We start from the raw sequence: 19,193 nt of genomic DNA, 5'->3' as shown, positions 1-19,193 counted from the left end.
CCTCAGCGATCGAAGAAATCCTGCCACTGCTTTTCGCCGGCCATGCAATCGCTCTTCGGCGGTGCAGCGGCCTTCTGGATGTCCGGAACCGGGCTGAGGCCGCTGACCTCAAGCACCAGCTTGCGGCGGACAGCGATGCCGAAATCTTCGATCTTGTAGACCGGCAGCACGAAAGCGCCCGGGCCGCCGATGACGCAGTCGGCATAATAATTGTCGAGGCCGCCCGGCGCCCCTGATGGCCTTAGCATCAGCGCCAACCCGTTGATGATGAGCCCCGCCTCCACCGCCTTGTCGCGGGTTGGCGCAACAGGGTTGCCGGCATTGTTTGTGCCGTCGCCCGAAACATCGATCACCTGCCGCATCGCTGTATAGGGGCTCGAAACGATCATCGACGCTCCCTGAGTGATCGCCGTCGATATCGATGTCCGCCTCTGGGTGTTCAGCGGCCGCTGTTCCAGTTTATCGGCAAATGCGATCGCATCGCTTTCGGTCTCGATCAAATGCCAGTCGAGCACGGAGCCCGGCACCACGAAGCCGGCCCATTCGAAATAGCTGATGGCGATGCGCCCCGTCAGTCCGCCTTTGACGGCGTCGATGAATTCCTTGTGCTTGAGCGCCTCGACATAGCCCTCTCGCTGGATGCGCACCTCTTCGAAGTCCATCGACCGGGACGTATCGACGGCCAGCACGAGCTTGACGTCGACCTCGCCGGCGCCTGCCTGTACCGGCATGGCCGCACTTCCGGAGAGCGTCATGAGTATCGCAAGCGTCTCGAACATCGGCAATCCAATCACCGGCTATGGACCCTGCCGAAGGATATAGTCCGAACCGTGCATCCGCCAATGCGGCTTCGAAAGATTGTCGTGTCTCAAAGACGGTCGCTTCTTTGAACACGTTTTGCTTGTGTTAAGCACCCGGATAGATCGCACGGCACAATCCTGGATATAAGCCGTTACAACCGGATGTCTGGCTTTCTGCAAAACATGCGGCAGCTACGCACCAGCCGCAATGGCAACTTCGCGATGATGACCGCGATCGTCCTGCCTGTGCTCATCGGCGCCGCAGGGCTGGCGATCGATCTCGGCAACATCATGCTCTCTCAACGCCAGTTGCAGGAAGCAACCGATTCCGCCGCGCTCGCGGTCTCGACAGCACTTGCCGATGGCAAGGCCGACGAGACTTCCGGAAAGGCTCTGGCGAAAGACTTCGTCGGCGGCCAGATGGCCAATTATGTCAGTTCCACGTCAGCAACCGCGATCAAGAACGCCACCAATGCGACGATCACGACGACAACGAGCGCGACCGGAAAGTCCTTCACCGTTGCAGTGAATTCTTCCGCGACAGTGACGTTGACGCCGCTGATCGCGTTCCTTGCCGGTAGCAGCAAGACGATCGCGGCAGCGAGCAACACAACCAGCGGATCCGGCAGCACCAAAAGCGGTCTGTCGATGGAAGTGCTCGTCGACGAATCCACCTCGATGTCGCAGAACACCACGACGCTGAAAAGCGCAACATGCATCATCCCGATCTTCAATGGCTGCCTGCTTTACGGCCCGCCGGTCTATGTCACAAAGATCGAGGCCCTCAAGCAGGCCGCAACCGCGCTCTTCGATGCCTTCGACAAATCCGATCCTTCTGCAAAATACGTTCGTACAGGCGTGATCTCCTATACTGCAGGCATCAAGGGGAAATCGGCGATGGCCTGGGGAACAACGGATTCGCGGCGCTACGTTTCGAATATCGTGGTCGCTCCGCTCAGCGGAACCGACGCGACCGCGGCCGTGAATACAGCGACCACAACCATCAAGAAGAACATTTATGGCACGGACACTGAAAGTGTCGAACAGAAGAAGAAGGACAATGCCAACTCCGACAGGGTGATCGTTCTGATGACCGACGGTGAAATGACCGGCATGACTGACCAGTGGAGCAAGGCGCTCGACCAGTCGGTGCGCGATGAATGCGCTGCCGCCAAGAGCGCCGGCATCACGATCTACACCGTCGCCTTCATGGCCCCTGCCAACGGCAAAAACCTTCTCAAATATTGCGCATCAACGACGGCGAATTACTATGAGCCGGAAACCATGGATGGACTGGTCGCCGCCTTTTCGTCTATTGCCCAGACCGCCACCAAATCCGTAAGCCGCCTGACCAATTAGCGGTGCAGCTAAAGCCGTCAGACCGCCCGGCGCCTGTCGGATGCGGCGCGCTCCACCCAGTCGGCGATCGTCCTGTTTCGCCCTTTCGATTTGGCGTTGAGCAGGGCCGCATCGGCACGCAGCAGCAAGTCCGCGGATGGCGCATCGCGCGCAGTCGATGCAGCGCCGACCGAGATCGTGACGGCGCCAAGCAGGCGGCCATGATAGGTCACCGGCGTTGCCGCAATCAGCGTCCGCAGTTTTTCCGCCAGATCGAGTGCGCTGTCTTCGGAAGCCCCCGTCAGCAGGATTGCGAACTCCTCGCCGCCGAAGCGATAGACGATACCGGCATCACCGACCGCTCCCGAGAGGATGGCGGAAACCCGGCGCATGACTTCGTCTCCGGCGTCATGGCCGAATTCGTCGTTGAAGCGCTTGAAATGATCGATATCCGCCATGATGGCGATCGCATCACCTGCCCCGTCCCGGGCGATGCGGTTCAGCGCCTCGTCCAGCGAGCGGCGATTCAGAAGCCCGGTCAGGCCATCCCTTATCGCCAGCCCCATCAGCCGGTCGCGCAGCTGGAGATTGGCAACGCCGAGACCGATATTCTCGGCGATCAGTTCGAAATAGAGACGCGCCGCAGCGATAGCCTGGCCGTCGGATGCGCCCTCGAAATAAAGCAGGCCGACGGTATCGCCCTGAGCCGAGAGCGGAACACAGATCCCCATCTCTTCTGCATGGGAAAGATGCTGGCATGGGATATCGCCCGCAGCGGCATCGCTGACATGCGGCCGGCCGCGGCGCAGCGCCCAGCATTCCGCCGAGGTCAGCGCCGGCCCGGCGCGGCGCGGCTCGCGCCAGCTGCCGATCGAGCTCAAGGCGGTGCGGCTATCGTTCATGACATAGAGGTGCCCGGCGAAATTCGGGAAGATCTGCGGCGCAAACAGCGATACGACCTCTGCGAGCTCTTCCTGGCGCTGGCAGGCCTGCAGCCGGTGCATCATCTGCAGGATGAGATCCTTGGTGCGCTGGTCCTCGCGCCGCTCGGCGTCCAGCCGCTCGCGCTCAAGGCCATTGTCGCGGAAGATCTGGATCGCATCATTCATCTCGCCGATCTCGTCCCGCCTGCTATCTGGCAGCACCTCGACGGCATAATCCTGCTTTGCGAGGCGGTTGACGATGCCAGTCATCCGCATCAGCGGCATGGCAACACGGCGTCTGAGGACGAAATAGAGCACACCGAGGAAAACCGCCGCGGTCAGCCCGAGCAGGCTCTTGGCCACCGCGCCCCAGAAATCGCTCCACTCCTTGGCCTCCGCGAGCGCATCGCTGGTGCGGGTCGCAACGAGATCGGTGAACTGGCGAACGCTGGTGAGAAGATCGCCCTGGATGCGCTCGTGCTCCGGCCCGAACAGCGTTTGCCGCGCGCCTTCCTGGTCGCCGCCAGTATAGGCGGCAACGGCACGCTCCTCGAGCGCGTCCAGAGCCTCGCCATCCTGTTCCACTTCCTGGATCAAGGCTGCTTCCCGCGAAGACAGCGCCGCCGACTTGAGAGACTTTATCGCCTGCTCGCGATCCCGCTCGCCCTTTTCATCGCCCCTGAAAGCCTGAAGATGGCGGTCTTCGCCCCGCATGACGAACAGGCGTGCATCCTCGCTCGTCTGCTCGGCTGCCATCGCCAGTTGCTCGGACAACTCGTTGAAAACCTGGCTTTCGACTACGGCCCGGCGCTCGAAATCTGCGCTGCGTGCGGACAGGATGAAGGCGCCGCCGGCTAGCAGCGTCAGGCCGACGGTGACGCCATAGGCCCAATTCGTGATGGTGCTAATCCGCATGTCGAAATCTCGTCTGCACGATGGAAGTCAGCGTTCTGGATCGTACGTTGATGTGCCGATCTTATCGATCGAGCATTAAATGAGTATTTAATAATAAGCGTGAAAGTTGAGCGGCTAGACCGGAACACAGCAGGGCGATACCACAACTGCTTCAGGCGCAACAATACCAAAATCCTCCGGCTGGAGAGACAGAACCGCCTAGCCCCGGGCGGTGCTTGCAAATTTTGGATTGCGGATCGCCCAGCTAACGAGATCGACCTCGATGTCATCATACCAGGCTTCGAGAACCTGCCAGCGGTAGCTCATTTCTTCGATCAGCGGCCGCTGCAGCTCATGATGCGCGGCGGTCAACTCGGCAATCGCGGCGGTATCGATCGGTTCTTCCCTGGATTTCTCCTGAAGGATCGCGAGATATTCGGCCTGGTTCCGGTCATGCGCGCGCTTGACCTGCATGTAGGTGCGCAGCGTGACGAGAACTTGATCTTTGTTGGCCATGAATCGAATCCCGTTTGGAATCCGAATAACCCGAACCGAATATTCGCGCCAACGAAAAAGCGGCTTCGCTAATATTTGTGATCATATGAAAAGGGGCAGCCTGCCGGCCGCCCCTCCTCTCAAACATCGATCGCCGCTGCGATCAGGCAGCGTTGCGCTTCGGCAGCTTCCAGCCCGGACGGACGAAATGGCAGGTATAGCCATTCGGAATCCGCTCCAGATAGTCCTGGTGCTCGGGCTCTGCTTCCCAGAAATCGCTGTCGGCTGTCACTTCGGTGACGACCTTGTCCGGCCACAGACCTGAGGCATCGACATCGGCGATCGTATCCTCGGCGACGCGCTTCTGCTCGTCGCTCGTGTAGAAGATCGCCGAGCGGTAGCTGGCGCCCCGGTCATTGCCCTGGCGGTTCAGGGTCGATGGATCATGGATCTGAAAGAAAAATTCCAGAAGCTCGCGATAGCTGATCTTGGCGGGATCGAAGATGATCTCGATCGCCTCGGCGTGGTTGCCGTGATTGCGATAGGTGGCATTCGCCACTTCGCCGCCGGTATAGCCGACACGGGTCGAGATCACGCCGTTGTAGCGGCGGATCAGATCCTGCATGCCCCAGAAGCAGCCACCTGCGAGAACTGCGCGTTCGGTCGTCATTGAACTTCCTCCACCTGGTCGAGATAGGCGCCATATCCTTCCGCTTCCATCCGGTCGCGGTGGACGAAACGGAGCGACGCCGAGTTGATGCAATAGCGCAAGCCGCCGCGGTCACGCGGGCCGTCGGGGAAGACATGCCCGAGATGACTGTCGCCATGGCTGGAGCGCACCTCGGTGCGCACCATGCCATGCGAGATATCGGTGAGCTCGCTGACATTGGCGGGCTCGATCGGCTTGGTAAAGCTCGGCCAGCCGCAGCCGGATTCGAACTTGTCGGCAGAAGCAAAAAGCGGTTCGCCCGAAACGATATCGACGTAGACGCCAGGCTGCTTGTTATCGAGATATTCGCCGGTGCCGGGCCGCTCGGTTCCCGATTGCTGCGTCACGCGGTATTGCTCGGGCGTGAGCTTGGCAATGGCTTCGGCACTTTTCTTATAGTGCTGCATGATTTTCTCCTAGCAATGACCTGCCGCCTCAATTGCCTCCGGCTGACGCGACGAGAACGGGCTTGTCGCGATAGTCCGAAGGGAACATCTGCTTGAGGCTTGCGATCTTCGGCAGATCGTTGATCACTATATAGGGATAGGTCGGGTTATTTGTCAGGAAGTCCTGGTGATAATTCTCGGCCGGATAGAAATTCTTTCCCGGCTCGATGGTGGTGACGATCGCCGCATCGAAGACCCGGGCGTGGTTGAGCTGGCTGATATAGGCCTTGGCGACCTTGGCCTGCTCGTTGCCGGCGGGGAAGATTGCCGAGCGGTACTGCGTGCCGGTATCCGGCCCCTGGCGGTTCAGCTGCGTCGGATCGTGGGCGACGGAGAAATAGATCTGCAGCAGATGCCCATAGCTGACCTTCTTCGGATCGAAGACGACCTGCACGGACTCCGCATGGCCGGTATCGCCGCCGCTCACCGTTTCATACTGCGCCGTGCTCTTGCTGCCGCCGGCATAACCCGACGTGGCGCTGACGACGCCGTTCACATGCTGGAACACGCCCTGCACGCCCCAGAAACAGCCGCCGGCAAATGTCGCCGTTTCCGTGCCTAATGTCGCCTGCTCATCGACGGCAGGCGCCGGGATGACGCGCGCCTCTTCAGCCGATGACGGCGTGAAATAGAAGGCGGCGCCGGTCATCAGCAGCGCTGCGGCGCCGAGCGCGATGGTGCGGATCGCACCGCTGGATCTGTTCTTGTCCTGTTGGCTGGTCATGGTTTGCTCCTTTCAGCCGAAGGTGAATGCGAATGCCTGGACGCCGGGATCGAGGAAGCGGATCTCGAACGTATGATCGCCGACCGCGCCGGTCTCGCGAACCAGCTGGTAGAGACGCTGGCCGGTGACCGTGCCATTGCCATCGGCATCGGTATCGAAGCCATGCCCATCGCCGGGCGGCTTGCCATCGACCGTCACCTGGAAACGCACCGGCTTGCCGTCTTCGCCCGGCCCGAGCACGAGATGCAGGTCGCGGGCATGGAACCGGTAATAGATGCTACCGTCCTTGTCGTTGAGCTTCGCCTGTTCGGCGCCGACAGTCCAGTTGCCCGTCAGGCCCCATTCGTTGAGACGCGGCGTGGCGGCAACATAGCTATGCGCGGCATCGTTGACGGTACCCTTGTCATCGACGAAATTCTGCGAGCGCTGCCAGCCGACACAGGTCTCCGGCGATTGCACGTCCGCCTGGTTCGATGCGGCTTCGGCGCCCGTTGCCTTCACATCGACGATATCGGACGAGACGTTCGCCTTGCCGGCCTCGGCAAGCAGCTGCTGGACGATACGTTCCGAGCCGTCGTAATCGCCCTCGCCGAAATGATGGTGACGCACCCGGCCCTCCGCGTCGATGAAATAATGCGCCGGCCAGTACTGATTGTCGAAGGCCCGCCAGATCGCATAATCGTTGTCGATGGCGACTGGGTAGGTGATTCCGAGATCGCCGATCGCCTTCTTGACGTTGTCGACATTCTTCTCGAAAGCGAATTCGGGGGCGTGGACGCCGATGACGACGAGGCCCTGATCCTTGTACTTTTCGGCCCAGGCTTTGACATAGGGAATGGCGCGGATGCAGTTGATGCACGAATAGGTCCAGAAATCGACGAGCACCACCTTGCCCTTCAGCGCCTGCATGGAAAGCGGCGGCGAGTTCAGCCACTGCACGGCGCCATCGAGCGAAGGCATGGTCGCTTCGACCGGAAGCGCCTCGGCGCCACCTGCTTTCGGGGCGCCTTTCATCATCATGGCGTTCGAGCCGCTCATGGCCGGATTGCCGCTCATCATCATCTGATTGTTGCCGCTCATCATCGCGTCACCGCCCTGCATCAGGACAGAGGAACCGGAGTTGTCAGCCTGCTGTTGCTGGGGGTGCAGCTTGTCGATCAGACCCTGCTCCAGAGTGCCGGTGCTGGCAAGCGATGCCTGCGTCAGGAAGCCGGTATCGGCCCCGAGCCCGATCGCCACCACCGCGACGAGAACGGCAAAGCCAACGCCGCGGCGAACCCACTCGCCGGCGCCGAGCGACCGCTTCATCACCTGGTAAACGCGACCACCGACGAGCAGCGCCAACGCCAGCGACGTCGCAGCGCCGAGCGCATAGGCGAGCAGCAGCAAGGTCGTGCCGACACTTGCGCCCTGCAAGGCAGCCCCGGTCAGGATCAGACCCAGGACCGGACCAGCGCAGGGCGCCCAGAGCAATCCGGTGGCAACGCCGAGAAGCAGAGAAGCGACAACCGTCGAGCCGCCGCTGCGGCTCTCCTTGTCGGCAGACTGCGACAGGCGGGCGCCGAGCGAAACAAGCGGCCGTGTCAGGCGATCCGAGAGCGCCGGAAACAGCAGAACGATACCGAAAACGGCAAGCAGGACGAGCGCGGCGTAACGGCCATACTCGTTCGCCTGCACCGCCCAGCCGCCGCCGATCGCGGCGAGACTGGCGACGGCTGCGAAGGTTGCGGCCATGCCCGCCAGCATCGGCAGCGTCGAGCGCATGAAAGGCTGGCCCGCCCGCGCGAAGACGAAAGGCAGGACCGGCAGGATACAGGGGCTGACGATCGTCAGCACGCCGCCCAGATAGGCGAGGACAAAGAGGATCATGATATTTTCCGCTTATCAGGCCGAGGCCGGATGAAATTTCAATGCGATGCCGTTCAGGCAGTAGCGCAGGCCTGTCGGCTTCGGACCGTCGTCGAAGACATGCCCGAGGTGACCGCCGCAGCGCCCGCAATGGACAGCCTCGCGGACCATGCCGAAGGATGAGTCACGCGTCGTGCCCACGACCTTGTTGTCGATCGGCGCCCAGAAGCTCGGCCAGCCGGTACCGCTGTCGAACTTCGTCGTCGATGCAAAGGATTCCAGGTCGCACCCGGCGCAGGCAAAATTGCCCTTGCGGTGTTCGTTGAGAAGCGGGCTGGTGAATGGCCGTTCGGTCGCCTCTTTGCGAAGAACCGCATATTGGTCGGATGACAGCAGCGACTGCCATTCGGCATCCGAATGCGTGACAGCAAATGTCTCGTCGGCGTTCGCGCTTGTCGCCGATAGCGCCAGCCGCAAGCCGATGGCGGCCAGTCCCGTATTCAGGAGCAGCATGCGTCTATTCAACATCTTCAGACCTCCTTGTCCGAAATTGGTCCTGTCTGCAGATAAGTACGGGCGCGGCGCGCATTTTGTTACACGGCGAGACAGGAAAAGTGCTGGACACTCTGGGCAATTGATTTCGCGGATATCACTGGGACGTTATATCTTTTGAAATACGACGCTATCCCGCCCTTTCGTGGACGGCAAGCAGACCGCCGGTCATATTATCGCGAGCGGCCGTGAAGCCCTTCGTTCAGTTCCTGAAGACGAGGCAGGTGCCGTTGCTTTTCCGGATCTGGGCGCAGAGCTGATTGGCCTCGTCCCGGGTCTGACGGGCAATACGCGTCACATAACGCGGCCGGAAGCCGAAGCTGCGGTCACGCTGACGCATGACCAGCGGCTGCTCGGCATTGAGCGGCGCCGGCAGCCTGCCGACGGCGGCAAAGAACAGGCGGCGGGCAGCGTCCGGATTGGCATGGGCGGCGATCTGCACGCCCCAGGGCATCCACGTGCCCTCGCTCTGCCAGGCGGGCTCACGCAGCTTGCGGCGTTCGGCAAGGGCAACACAGCTGTCGAGGAAGGTCTTGGTCTTGTCGAGCGCGGGTGCCGCGATTTCGGGCGCGCTGCTCTTCCAGTCGTCGACGCTGTAGGAGGTGATGCCGATCACATAGGCGCGGGTCTCGGATGGCAGGCTGCCGCCGGAGAGATAGTTCGACAGCCCGTTTTCACCGGCATTGTAGGCAGCGGCGGCGAAGCCGAGATTGCCGAACCGGTCGCGCAGCTCGCCGAGATATTCCGCCGATTTGTGCAGGGCCTCCAGAACGTCGTAACTGTTTCTGAGACCCCGCAGCTTTGCCGTTCCCGGCATGAACTGGGCTATGCCCTCGGCACCCTTGTAACTCAGGGCGTCTGCCCGGAAGCGGCTTTCGCGCCAGATTAGCCGCGCGAAGAAATCCGGCGGCAATTGGAAATCCGCCGCCGATCGCTCGATGGCGCTGCAGAGATCGCGATTGAAGCTGTCCTTGCGAATGCAGAGCGTCTCGCCCGCGCCCTCAGCCGAGCGCGTATAGAGGCAGCCGGCGGGCGCCGGTCCCTGCACGTCTTCCACCGCCATTGCGGGATGTGCGAATGGCGTGGCGAGCAGGATACCCGCCGCCCATGCTGTCAAAGTCCTTCGCACCGAATGCTTTGCGGCCGTCATGTGGTTCCGGTGCGGAAGAGCCCGCGCCGCCATAGGTGGCTAATGTAGCCATACCAAATGCTTTGACGGCCGCAGTCAAGCGATAACCGGCGCCAGCGTCTCCGCCGGCGCCGATAACGGCATCACTCTTAAGCAGCGCGGACCTTGCGGCTGCCGCGTGCCCATTCCGGGAGCCAGTCGCCGTGGGCGACCAGGAGATCGTCGACCAGCGACCAGATCTGATCAAGATCGAGTTCGGCGGCCGTATGCGGGTCCATCATCGCGGCATGATAGATATGCTCGCGATTTTCGGTCATCAGCGCCTGAACGGTCAGTTCCTGGACGTTGATGTTGGTCCGCATCAGCGCCGTCAGCTGCGGCGGCAGGGCGCCGATATAGGTCGGCTGGATGCCGGAGGCATCGACGAGGCAGGGAACTTCAGCGGCGCAATTTTCCGGCAGCGAGGTGATGCAGCCGTTGTTGCGGACGTTGCCGTAGATGACCGAGGGCTCGCCGGTCCAGACCGAGTTGATGATCGAGGAGGCATATTCCTTCGACTGCTTGACCTCGATCGTGTTGGCCGTCCGGTAGGTTTCGGCCTGGCCCTTCCAGCGCTCGATCTGCTCGATGCAGCGCTTCGGATATTCGTCGAGCGGGATGCCGAATTTCTCGATCAGGTCCTCGCGGCCTTCCTTGATGAAATAGGGCGTGTATTCGGCGAAATGCTCCGAACTTTCGGTGACGAAATAGCCGAGGCGGGTCAGCATCTCGTAGCGCACCTTGTTCGGGCAGCGCGGGTTCCAGCCGGGCTTCGGCGCCCGGCCTTCGCGGTAGCCACGCACGAGATCCGGATAGAGATCGCGATAGGAGCCGTCCGGCTGCCGGTGCTCGAATTTCAGATAGAAGGCCATGTGGTTGATGCCGGCCGAGCGGTAGCGGATCTCCTCGTAGGGAATGTCGAGGTCGTGGGCCAGCTCCATCGCGGTGCCCTGAACCGAGTGGCAGAGGCCGACCTGCTTGATCGTCGGATATTTTTCCGAGATCGCCCAGGTGTTGATCGCCATCGGGTTGACATATTGCAGCATGATCGCCTCGGGGCAGACGGCGAGCATGTCTTCGCAGATCTTCCAGAGATGCGGGACAGTCCGCAGGCCGCGCATGATGCCGCCGACGCCAAGTGTATCGGCGATCGTCTGGCGCAGGCCGTATTTCTTCGGCACTTCGAAATCGGTCACCGTGCAGGGCTCGTAGCCACCGATCTGGAAGGCGACGACGACGAAGTTGGCGCCGGCCAGGGCCTTGCGCTGGTCCGAATAGGTCTCCGCCTTGGCGTTGACGCCGAGCGTCGAGATCAGCTTGTTGACGACGATGGCGCTTTCTTCAAGCCGCTGCGGATTGATGTCCATCAGCGCGATCGTGGCGCCAGACAGCGCCGGGCGCTGCAGGATATCGCCGACGATATTCTTCATGAAAACGGTGGAGCCAGCTCCGATGAACGTAATTCTGGGATTTGCCATATGAACCTCCGGCGTCAGGCAGTCAGGCTACCTCGAAAGCGGCTTTCACGAGCCGTTCGGTGTAGGCGGTCTTGGGATTGGTGAGAACTTCGTTGACGGGACCCTCTTCCATGATCCGGCCATGCTGCATGACGATCACACGATGGCAGAGGGCACGCACGACCTTGAGATCGTGCGAAATGAACAGGTAACTCAGGCCGCGCTCGTCCTGCAGCTTGCGTAGGAGCTCGATGATCTGCGCCTGGACGGAGAGATCGAGCGCCGAGGTCGGCTCGTCGAGCAGGATGAACTCAGGCTCGAGCGCGATGGCACGGGCAATGGCGATGCGCTGGCGTTGGCCGCCCGAGAATTCATGCGGGAAACGCGAGAGAATATTGCCCGGCATGCCGGCGGCAAGGAGCGCTTCGCGCACGCGGTCGAGACGTTCGGCCCTGGTGGCGCCGAGCTTGTTGACGACAAGGCCTTCCTCGATGATCTGGCCGATCGTCATGCGCGGATTGAGCGACGAGAACGGATCCTGGAAGACGATCTGCATGCGCGAGCGCAGTGGACGCATTTCGGATCGCGATTTGCCGTGGATCGGCTGCCGGTCGAAATAGATCTCGCCGGTATCCGGGTCGTTGAGGCGCACCAGGGCCTGGCCGAAGGTCGTCTTGCCCGAACCGGATTCGCCGACGAGACCAAGCGTCTCGTGCCGGCGAAGCGTCAGGTTGAGGCTGTCGACCGCAACCAGCTCCTTCAGCTCCGGCTTGAAGAAGCCGCCATGGCGCATCATGAACGAGACGCGCACGCCGCGGGCGTCGAGAATGATATCCGATCCCTCAGGCAGCGGATTGGCCTGGCCGCGCGGCTCCGATGCCAGGAGATGCTTGGTGTAGGGATGCTGCGGATTGGCGAAGAGCTGCTCGGTCGTGTTGTGCTCGCGCATTTCGCCATGCTGCATCACATAGACATAGTCGGAGAACTGGCGGACGACCGTCAGGTCGTGGGTGATCAGGATCACCGCCATCCGCAATTCCTTCTGCAGGTTGCGGATGAGATTGAGGATCTGCGCCTGTACGGTGACGTCGAGCGCCGTCGTCGGCTCATCGGCGATCAGCACATCGGGATTGTTGGAGAGCGCCATGGCGATCATCACGCGCTGGCGCTGCCCCCCGGAAAGCTGGTGCGGATATTGCTGCAGGCGGATTTCCGGATCGGGGATCTGAACCTGCTTCAGAAGCTCCAGCGCCCGCGCCTCGGCCTGCTTGCGGCTGACCCTGTTGTGGACGCGAATGGCTTCGACGATCTGGCTGCCGATCGTATAGATCGGGTTCAGCGAGCTCATCGGCTCCTGGAAGATCATGGAGATCCGGTTGCCGCGCAGCTTGCGCCGGGCAGGCTCCGAGAATTTCAAAATGTTCTTGCCGTCGTAATCGACCGAGGACTGCGGGGCGACGACGGCGCGCTTGGACAACAGCCCCATGACGGTGCGCGCCGTCACCGATTTGCCGGAACCGGATTCGCCGACGATGGCGATCGTTTCGCCGCGATAGAGCTGGAAGGAAATGTCCTTCACCGCTTCCACGGTGCCGTGTTCGACCTTGAAATTCACGCCGATATTGCGCGCATCGATGATCGGTGTTTCGTCGCGGCCATCATGGTCGTGGCGGACGGGTGGAGCGAAGGAACTGACGAGAGCGAGAGCCATCTGCATCACCTCAATAAGGATCGACCGCGTCGCGCAGACCATCACCCAGCGCGTTGAACGCGAAGACGGTGACGAGCACGAAGCCGACGGGGGCAAGGATCCAGGGATAGGTCCCGATGACGGAGTAGTTTGCCGTGTCCTGCAGCATCAGGCCCCAGGATATCAGCGGCGGCTTCACGGCAAAGCCCAGGAAGCCGAGGAAGGATTCGAGCAGCACGACGCTTGGAATATGCAACGTCACGGCAACGATGACGTGGCTCATCACATTCGGGAAAATGTGCTGGAAGATGATGCGCCGGTCGGTGGCGCCGACGGCCATCGCCGCACGCACATAGTCGATACGGGCCAGCGCCAGCGTCTTGCCGCGCACCTCGCGCGACATCTGCGCCCAGCCGAGCGCCGACATGACGAAGATCACGAAGGCGAGGAAGACGTTCGTCGGCGCGGTGATCGGGATCAGCGAGGTCAGCGCCAGATAGAGCGGCAATTGCGGGAAGGCGAGGACCAGCTCGACGAAGCGCTGGACCCAGACATCGAAGCTGCCGCCGAAGTAACCGGAGACCATGCCGACGGTCGTCCCGACGATGGTGACGATGAACACCACCGTCAGCGCGATCATCAGCGAGATGCGCGAGCCGATAATGGCGCGCGACAGCACATCACGGCCGAACTTGTCGGTGCCGAGGAAATGCACCGGCTCGCCGCCGACAGTGCCGAAGAAATGCCGGTTGGCCGGGATCAGCCCGAGCAGGCGGTATTCCGCACCCTTGACGAAGAAGCCGAGAACACGGGGATTGTCGTAGTCGGGGCCGACGATCGGCTGGAAGGTGACGGGATCAAGCTCCTCGGAATCGCCGAGCGCATAGACCCGCGGCCAGACGAGATTTCCGTCCTTGTCGTGGGCGCTCATCATCTGCGGCGGCGCAAAGCCGACATCCGTCGCCTTCGGGTCCATCGGCGCGAAGAAATCCGCGAAGATCGCCATGATGATCAGCAGGCCGACCAGGATCAGGCCCATCATTCCGGTCCAGGACCGGCGCAGGCGGCGCCAGACGAGCGCTAGGTAGCTCTCGTTGCCATGCGGCGCGTGCTTGACGGTTTCCTCGTGCGGAGGCGGCGGGGAAGAGTCGAATGCCAGCATCTCAGGCTCCTCCATATTGACGGACGCGGGGATCAAGCAGCGCCAGCAGCATGTCGGCGATGATGTTGCCGACGATCAGCGTTGCCGAGAGAACCAGCATGAAGGTGGCGGTGACATAGACGTCGCCGATCGCCATGGAACCGACAATCGCGGGGCCGACAGTCGGCAGCGAGAAGATGATCGCCGTCTCGATTTCGCCGGTCAGCATGTAGGGGAGAACGACACCCTGATACATGACAAGCGGATGCAGCGCATTCGGAACGGCGTGGCGCAACACGACGGCGCTGCCGGACAATCCCTTGGCGCGCGCGGTTTCGACATATTGGGCGTTCAGCGTATCCAGCAGATTGCCGCGCATGACGCGCATGTTGTAGGCGAGGCCGCCGAAGGTGGCGATGGCAACGACAGGCCAGACATGGCTGACGAGATCCATGAATTTCGCCCAGGACCACGGCGCCCCGCCATATTGCGGCGAGAAGAAGCTGCCGATCTCGCTGACGTTGAACTGGAAGACCAGGAGATAGACGATGATCAGCGCCATCAGAAAGCGCGGCACGGTCATGCCGAGGAACGAGATGCCGGACAGGAGGCTGTCGATCCAGGTGTACTGGCGCGTTGCCGCCCATATGCCGAAGCTGATGCCGAGGATCGATGCGAAGATGTGGCAGACCAGGGCCAGCGCCAGGGTGCGCGGCAGGCGCTCGGCGACGACATCGGCGACCGGCTTGTTGTAGAACATGCTGTAGCCGAAATCGCCTTCGGTGATGATGCCCTTCATCCAGTTCACATACTGGATGACCATCGGCTTATCGAGGCCGTGTTCGACGCGGTAGGCCTGGGCCTGTGCATCGGCTTGTGCGAAGGAAGCGCCGCTCTGATTGATCAGCTGCGAGCGGATGTAATCTGCGTAGTCGCCGGGCGGCGCCTGAATGATCGCAAATGTCACCACACTCAGAATGAAGAGGACGGGGATCGCCGAGGCGATGCGCATGAGCAGGAATCGTAGCATCGGACGGTTCGCTTCTCCTTGCCGCCAGTCGCTCGTCTCTAGCGCGGCCGGCTTGTTGATTATGCCCGGCCGCGCGCAGCACGCGCGGCCGGAAGCTCATTCGGTTGGGAGGGAGCTCTTAGTTGATCGGACCCTTGTCTCCGGGCTTGCCGGGCAACTGCTGCGGGAACAGCTCGTATTTGCCCTGCTTGTCGGCGGCCACCCACAGACGCTCGCGGATGACGGAGTCTTCAGCCCAGTTGAACATGAAGATCGGCGTACCCTGCGGGACGTTGGAGAAGCGCTTGTTGACGATCAAGGCGCCCGGATATTCCGTCAGACCAACGGTATCGACATTCTCGGTCGCGACCTTCTGATACTGCTTCATCAGATCGACGCGCTCGTCGTTGTTCTGGCTCGCCTGGAACTTGGTGACGAGATCGACCAGCTTTTCTTCGTAAGGCATCAGATCGACCTTGCCATCCTTGCCGGCGCGATGCTGCCAGCTGGTGCGTGGACCGATCGGAGCCAGCTGCTCGGTGTTCTGCACCACGGAAGCCAGTTCCGGCGTGTTGCGCTGGATCAGCCAGTCGAAGCGGCCGCCGTAATGGGCATCGTCACGCTTCGGACCGTCGAGGGCATTGATGATGACCTTGATACCGAGCTTTTCCATCTGCCCGACGACGCCTTCTGCAAGGCTCTTGTCGGTGGCGTAGCCGTTGTTGACCAGCAGCACGACCTCGACATCCTTGCCGTCGGCCGTTCCGGCCGGGAAGTTCACGAAGCCGTCGCCATCCGTATCCTTCAGGCCGGCCTTGGCGAGCAGCGCCTTGGCACCGGCCAGATCGTAGGGATAGTAGACCGTGGAATTGCGATCGTAGAAGCTCGTGCCCGAGGACAGGCCACCCGGATAGATCGCCGTGAACGGACCCTTGACCAGCGAGTCGCCGATGGCCTTGCGATCGACCGCCATGGTGACTGCCTTGCGGAAGTCCTCGTTGCGGTTCAGCTCGCGGATCGCTTCGCCACGCGCATCGGGATCGCCCCAGCCGTTGGCGGAGAGGTTCATGCGCAGGTTATAGCCGATCAGGCGCGGACCGAAAGCGAGACGCGCCGGAGCGGTCTTTTCAGCAGCACGCTTCAGCGATGCCACGAAATTCTCAGGCTGTTCGAGGTTCGAGAAGTCGCCGGAACCGGCAACCGCCTGAACGTCACGGTCTGCCCAGGTCGAGAGCTTGTAGTGCAGCTCGTTGAGGTAAGGCAGCTGATTGCCCTTCTCATCGACCTTCCAGTAGTAAGGATTGCGGCGCATGACGATGATATCGTCAGGGCGATACTCGACCGGCACCCAGGCCCCCATCACCGGCATGTTCATATATTCCGGCGGGAAGGCGTTCTTGAACTGGTCGTAGGTGTTCTTCGAATATTTCGGATGCTGCGGCTTCAGGATGTGCGACGGGCCCGGGCAGAAGTTCGGGTAGGCCATCGTGTAAAGATACTGCTTCGGGAAGGCCTCCTTGAAGGTCCATTCCACCGTGTAGTCATCTACCTTGGTGAGCGTCGTTCCCTCGCCGAAGGCTTCCGGCGATGCGCCGCCGCCCAGCGGCGAGACGTTCGGGTCGACGACTTCGTCTTCCCAGTAGAACATGATGTCATCGGCATTGAACGGCGCGCCGTCGGACCACTTGGCGCCTTCGACCAGATGCATGGTCAGCTTGTGACCATCGGCCGACCATTCCCAGCCCTTGGCCAGATTCGGCAACGGCTCGGTATCCTTGGCTTCCACCTGGAAGAGCGGCGCGGTGCGCGTCAGGCACTCGGAGAGGCCGATATCGATGCCGCCCCAGCCCTGCGTCTGGCCGGCGCCATAGTTCCAGCCTTCCGGACGGCCACCGATGACATGACGCATCGTATCGCCATAGACGCCGATGCCGTCAGGCATGTTCGCGGTCTTGAAGACCAACGGCTCCTTCGGGAGGCGATCCTTGACGGCCGGGAGCTTACCGGTATCGACAAAGTTCTTTTTGACCCAATCCGGCTCGTTATAGGAAGGAAGCGCCTTGAACTCCTCGATGGAGTCTCGCGACACGTATTTTATCTTGCCTTCCGCCGGAAACGGCGGCGGCGCTGGCGGAGTGGTCGGCTCGGAAGCGTAGGCATTCAAGGCCGCGACTGAAACGCCAAGCGCCAGTCCGGCCAGGATGCCGATCTTACGGAAATTCGTCATCGTCTCTCCCTCTTGTTCCGGAGCGCTTGCAGGCGTCTCCGCTTCTCCTCTAGGAATGATGAAGCAAGCCTTGGCGCGGCGGCCTTCCTCCCGAAGGACCGCCGCGGCTTGCTTCACCGGAAAATCAGACCGCCTGCTTCAGCGCCGCCTTTTCGGCCCGAAGCTCTTCGATCGAGCGGACGTTGCGGCGCGCAGCCCCTGCCCATTCCTTGGTCTTGACCTTGCTGTTGGCCAGACGTTCCTTGGCGGCAGGCACGGCATGCGCATATTGCGGCAGCCAGCGGGCCTGGGCGACCACCATCTCGTCAACCATCTGCCACACCTCTTCCGGCGTCGAGACGGCGCCGACCAGCGGATCGTGCAGCACGGCAAGCTTCAAGAGATCGATATCGCCGGTCACGGCTGCATGAACCGACATGCGCTGGACATTGATCGATGCCATGCAGGTCGCAGCGCAGGCTTCCGGAATGGTGATGCCCGAGACCATGTTGATGCCAAAGCGGTCGACGAAGCCGGGCGACTCGATGATCGCGTCGGATGGCAGGTTGGTGATGACGCCATTGTTCTTGACGTTGAAGTGGCCACGATAGACCCGGCCGGTCTCCAGCGCTTCAAGAATATGGCTGGCATGCTCGTTGGAGCGCCTGGCCGGATCGATCGGCTTTTCGGCCGAGGCGAGGAACTGCGGAAACTCGGTCTCGAACCAGTTGCGGGTCTCGGTCGAGTGGCGCAGGTAACCCCCGGTCTCGCCGTGGATCCAGTCGGACATGTCGATCCACTTGGTGATTTCTTCCGGCCGCTTGCGGTACCAGGGCAGGTATTCCGACAGGTGGCCGTTGCTTTCGGTCGAATAGACGCCGAAACGCTTGAGCACGTCAATGCGCAGCTTTTCCTGCTGCGAGAACACCGGATGCGCCTCGAAGGCGGCAACCAGCTCGTCCTTGCCAATCTTGCGGCCGTTGAGCTTCAGATCGACGAACCAGGTCTGGTGATTGATGCCGGAGCAGATGTAATCGAGCTCGGAGAGCGACTTGGCGCCGAGTACTTCGGCGATCTGTTCGGCACCGTGCTGTACGCCGTGGCAAAGACCGACCGTGTCGACCTTGCCATACTCGATCGCCGCCCAGGTGTTCATCGCCATCGGGTTGGCATAATTCAGGAACTTTGCGCCCGGCTCGGCCAGCTCGCGGATATCCTTGCAGAAGTCGAGAATGACGGGGATGTTGCGCTGGCCATAGAGAATGCCGCCAGCGCAGATCGTATCGCCGACGCACTGGTCGATGCCGTATTTCAGCGGGATGCGGATATCGTCGGCATAGGCTTCCAGGCCGCCGACGCGCACGCAGCTAATGACATAGCGCGCACCGGAGATCGCCTCGCGGCGGTCGGTCGTCGCCGTCACCTTGGTCGGCAGCTTGTTGGATTCGACGATCTTGTCGAGGATCGCCTTGATCATCTGCAGGTTATGTTCGCTGAGATCGGTCAGCGCGAATTCGATGTCCTTGAATTCAGGCACGCACAGGATATCGGTAAACAGCTTCTTGGTGAAGCCGACGCTGCCTGCTCCGATGATAGCGATTTTGAAACTCATGTCCTTCACCTCGGTCCGATCGAATGTTACGTAGAGAGAAGACAAGGGAGAACCAGGCCGCATGTTTGCACATGCAGGTGAAAACCACTGGAATTAAAACCTGTATTCCTCCCGGCCGTTCGTCCGGCCGCGATCTCTTCCTCTTATGCGAAGGGATTATGCGCATATTCGGCAGGGCGGC

At 61.4% G+C, this 19,193-nt stretch carries 16 protein-coding genes; 1 reads left to right on the top strand and 15 read right to left on the bottom strand.

Features of this window, described 5'->3' with window-relative positions:
- Positions 1–2: 2 nt before the first annotated feature.
- Positions 3–779, bottom strand: coding sequence for a DUF1194 domain-containing protein (locus J2X43_RS03150; protein WP_112388649.1), 777 nt, complete (start codon positions 777–779; stop codon positions 3–5).
- Between the two features lie 204 nt (positions 780–983).
- Between J2X43_RS03150 and J2X43_RS03145 the strand changes: the two genes are divergently transcribed.
- Positions 984–2,159 carry a pilus assembly protein gene (locus J2X43_RS03145; protein WP_310290808.1) on the top strand — a complete coding sequence of 392 codons (1,176 nt, stop codon included), beginning with the start codon at positions 984–986 and terminating at the stop codon, positions 2,157–2,159.
- 17 nt (positions 2,160–2,176) lie between these two features.
- On the opposite strand, the gene J2X43_RS03140 is transcribed toward J2X43_RS03145, so the two are convergent.
- The 14 genes from J2X43_RS03140 to J2X43_RS03075 all read right to left on the bottom strand — a co-directional run bounded on the left by J2X43_RS03140 (position 2,177) and on the right by J2X43_RS03075 (position 19,012).
- Complete coding sequence (locus J2X43_RS03140; protein ID WP_310290806.1) at positions 2,177–3,976, bottom strand: sensor domain-containing diguanylate cyclase; 1,800 nt, start codon at positions 3,974–3,976, stop codon at positions 2,177–2,179.
- A 198-nt stretch (positions 3,977–4,174) separates the two neighbouring features.
- The gene (locus tag J2X43_RS03135; protein WP_112388652.1) at positions 4,175–4,471 is read right to left on the bottom strand and encodes a hypothetical protein; all 297 of its coding nucleotides are present in this window, start codon (positions 4,469–4,471) and stop codon (positions 4,175–4,177) included.
- Between the two features lie 142 nt (positions 4,472–4,613).
- Positions 4,614–5,120, bottom strand: coding sequence for a peptide-methionine (S)-S-oxide reductase MsrA (gene msrA / locus J2X43_RS03130; protein WP_112388653.1), 507 nt, complete (start codon positions 5,118–5,120; stop codon positions 4,614–4,616).
- Entirely contained in the window at positions 5,117–5,566 is a 450-nt protein-coding gene (gene msrB, locus J2X43_RS03125) for a peptide-methionine (R)-S-oxide reductase MsrB (RefSeq protein WP_112388654.1), read from the bottom strand. The genes msrA (J2X43_RS03130) and msrB (J2X43_RS03125) overlap by 4 nt, the downstream gene beginning before the upstream one ends.
- A 28-nt stretch (positions 5,567–5,594) precedes the next feature.
- On the bottom strand, positions 5,595–6,329 hold the full coding sequence (gene msrA / locus J2X43_RS03120; protein WP_112388655.1) for a peptide-methionine (S)-S-oxide reductase MsrA: 735 nt from the start codon (positions 6,327–6,329) through the stop codon (positions 5,595–5,597).
- A 12-nt stretch (positions 6,330–6,341) separates the two neighbouring features.
- The gene (locus tag J2X43_RS03115) at positions 6,342–8,198 is read right to left on the bottom strand and encodes a cytochrome c biogenesis protein DipZ (protein WP_310290800.1); all 1,857 of its coding nucleotides are present in this window, start codon (positions 8,196–8,198) and stop codon (positions 6,342–6,344) included.
- A 15-nt stretch (positions 8,199–8,213) separates the two neighbouring features.
- Positions 8,214–8,705, bottom strand: coding sequence for a peptide-methionine (R)-S-oxide reductase MsrB (msrB, locus tag J2X43_RS03110; RefSeq protein WP_112388657.1), 492 nt, complete (start codon positions 8,703–8,705; stop codon positions 8,214–8,216).
- A gap of 226 nt (positions 8,706–8,931) precedes the next feature.
- Positions 8,932–9,792 (bottom strand): lytic transglycosylase domain-containing protein, encoded by an 861-nt coding sequence (locus tag J2X43_RS03105; RefSeq protein WP_310291272.1) that lies wholly within the window; start codon positions 9,790–9,792, stop codon positions 8,932–8,934.
- A gap of 215 nt (positions 9,793–10,007) precedes the next feature.
- Positions 10,008–11,375, bottom strand: coding sequence for an alpha-glucosidase/alpha-galactosidase (locus tag J2X43_RS03100; protein ID WP_112388659.1), 1,368 nt, complete (start codon positions 11,373–11,375; stop codon positions 10,008–10,010).
- A 22-nt stretch (positions 11,376–11,397) separates the two neighbouring features.
- Positions 11,398–13,065 carry an ABC transporter ATP-binding protein gene (locus J2X43_RS03095; RefSeq protein WP_112389028.1) on the bottom strand — a complete coding sequence of 556 codons (1,668 nt, stop codon included), beginning with the start codon at positions 13,063–13,065 and terminating at the stop codon, positions 11,398–11,400.
- Positions 13,066–13,075: 10 nt separating this feature from the next.
- Complete coding sequence (locus tag J2X43_RS03090; protein ID WP_112388660.1) at positions 13,076–14,206, bottom strand: ABC transporter permease; 1,131 nt, start codon at positions 14,204–14,206, stop codon at positions 13,076–13,078.
- A gap of 1 nt (position 14,207) precedes the next feature.
- Positions 14,208–15,215, bottom strand: a complete 1,008-nt coding sequence (locus tag J2X43_RS03085; RefSeq protein ID WP_112388661.1) for an ABC transporter permease — start codon at positions 15,213–15,215, stop codon at positions 14,208–14,210.
- Between the two features lie 118 nt (positions 15,216–15,333).
- Positions 15,334–17,421, bottom strand: coding sequence for an ABC transporter substrate-binding protein (locus J2X43_RS03080; RefSeq protein ID WP_112388662.1), 2,088 nt, complete (start codon positions 17,419–17,421; stop codon positions 15,334–15,336).
- Positions 17,422–17,545: 124 nt separating this feature from the next.
- Positions 17,546–19,012, bottom strand: a complete 1,467-nt coding sequence (locus tag J2X43_RS03075) for an alpha-glucosidase/alpha-galactosidase (protein ID WP_112538240.1) — start codon at positions 19,010–19,012, stop codon at positions 17,546–17,548.
- Positions 19,013–19,193 lie beyond the last annotated feature (181 nt).

This window comes from Rhizobium sp. BE258, from assembly GCF_031457345.1.
GTDB lineage: Bacteria > Pseudomonadota > Alphaproteobacteria > Rhizobiales > Rhizobiaceae > Rhizobium.
This window is presented reverse-complemented; position numbering and strand designations above follow the sequence as displayed.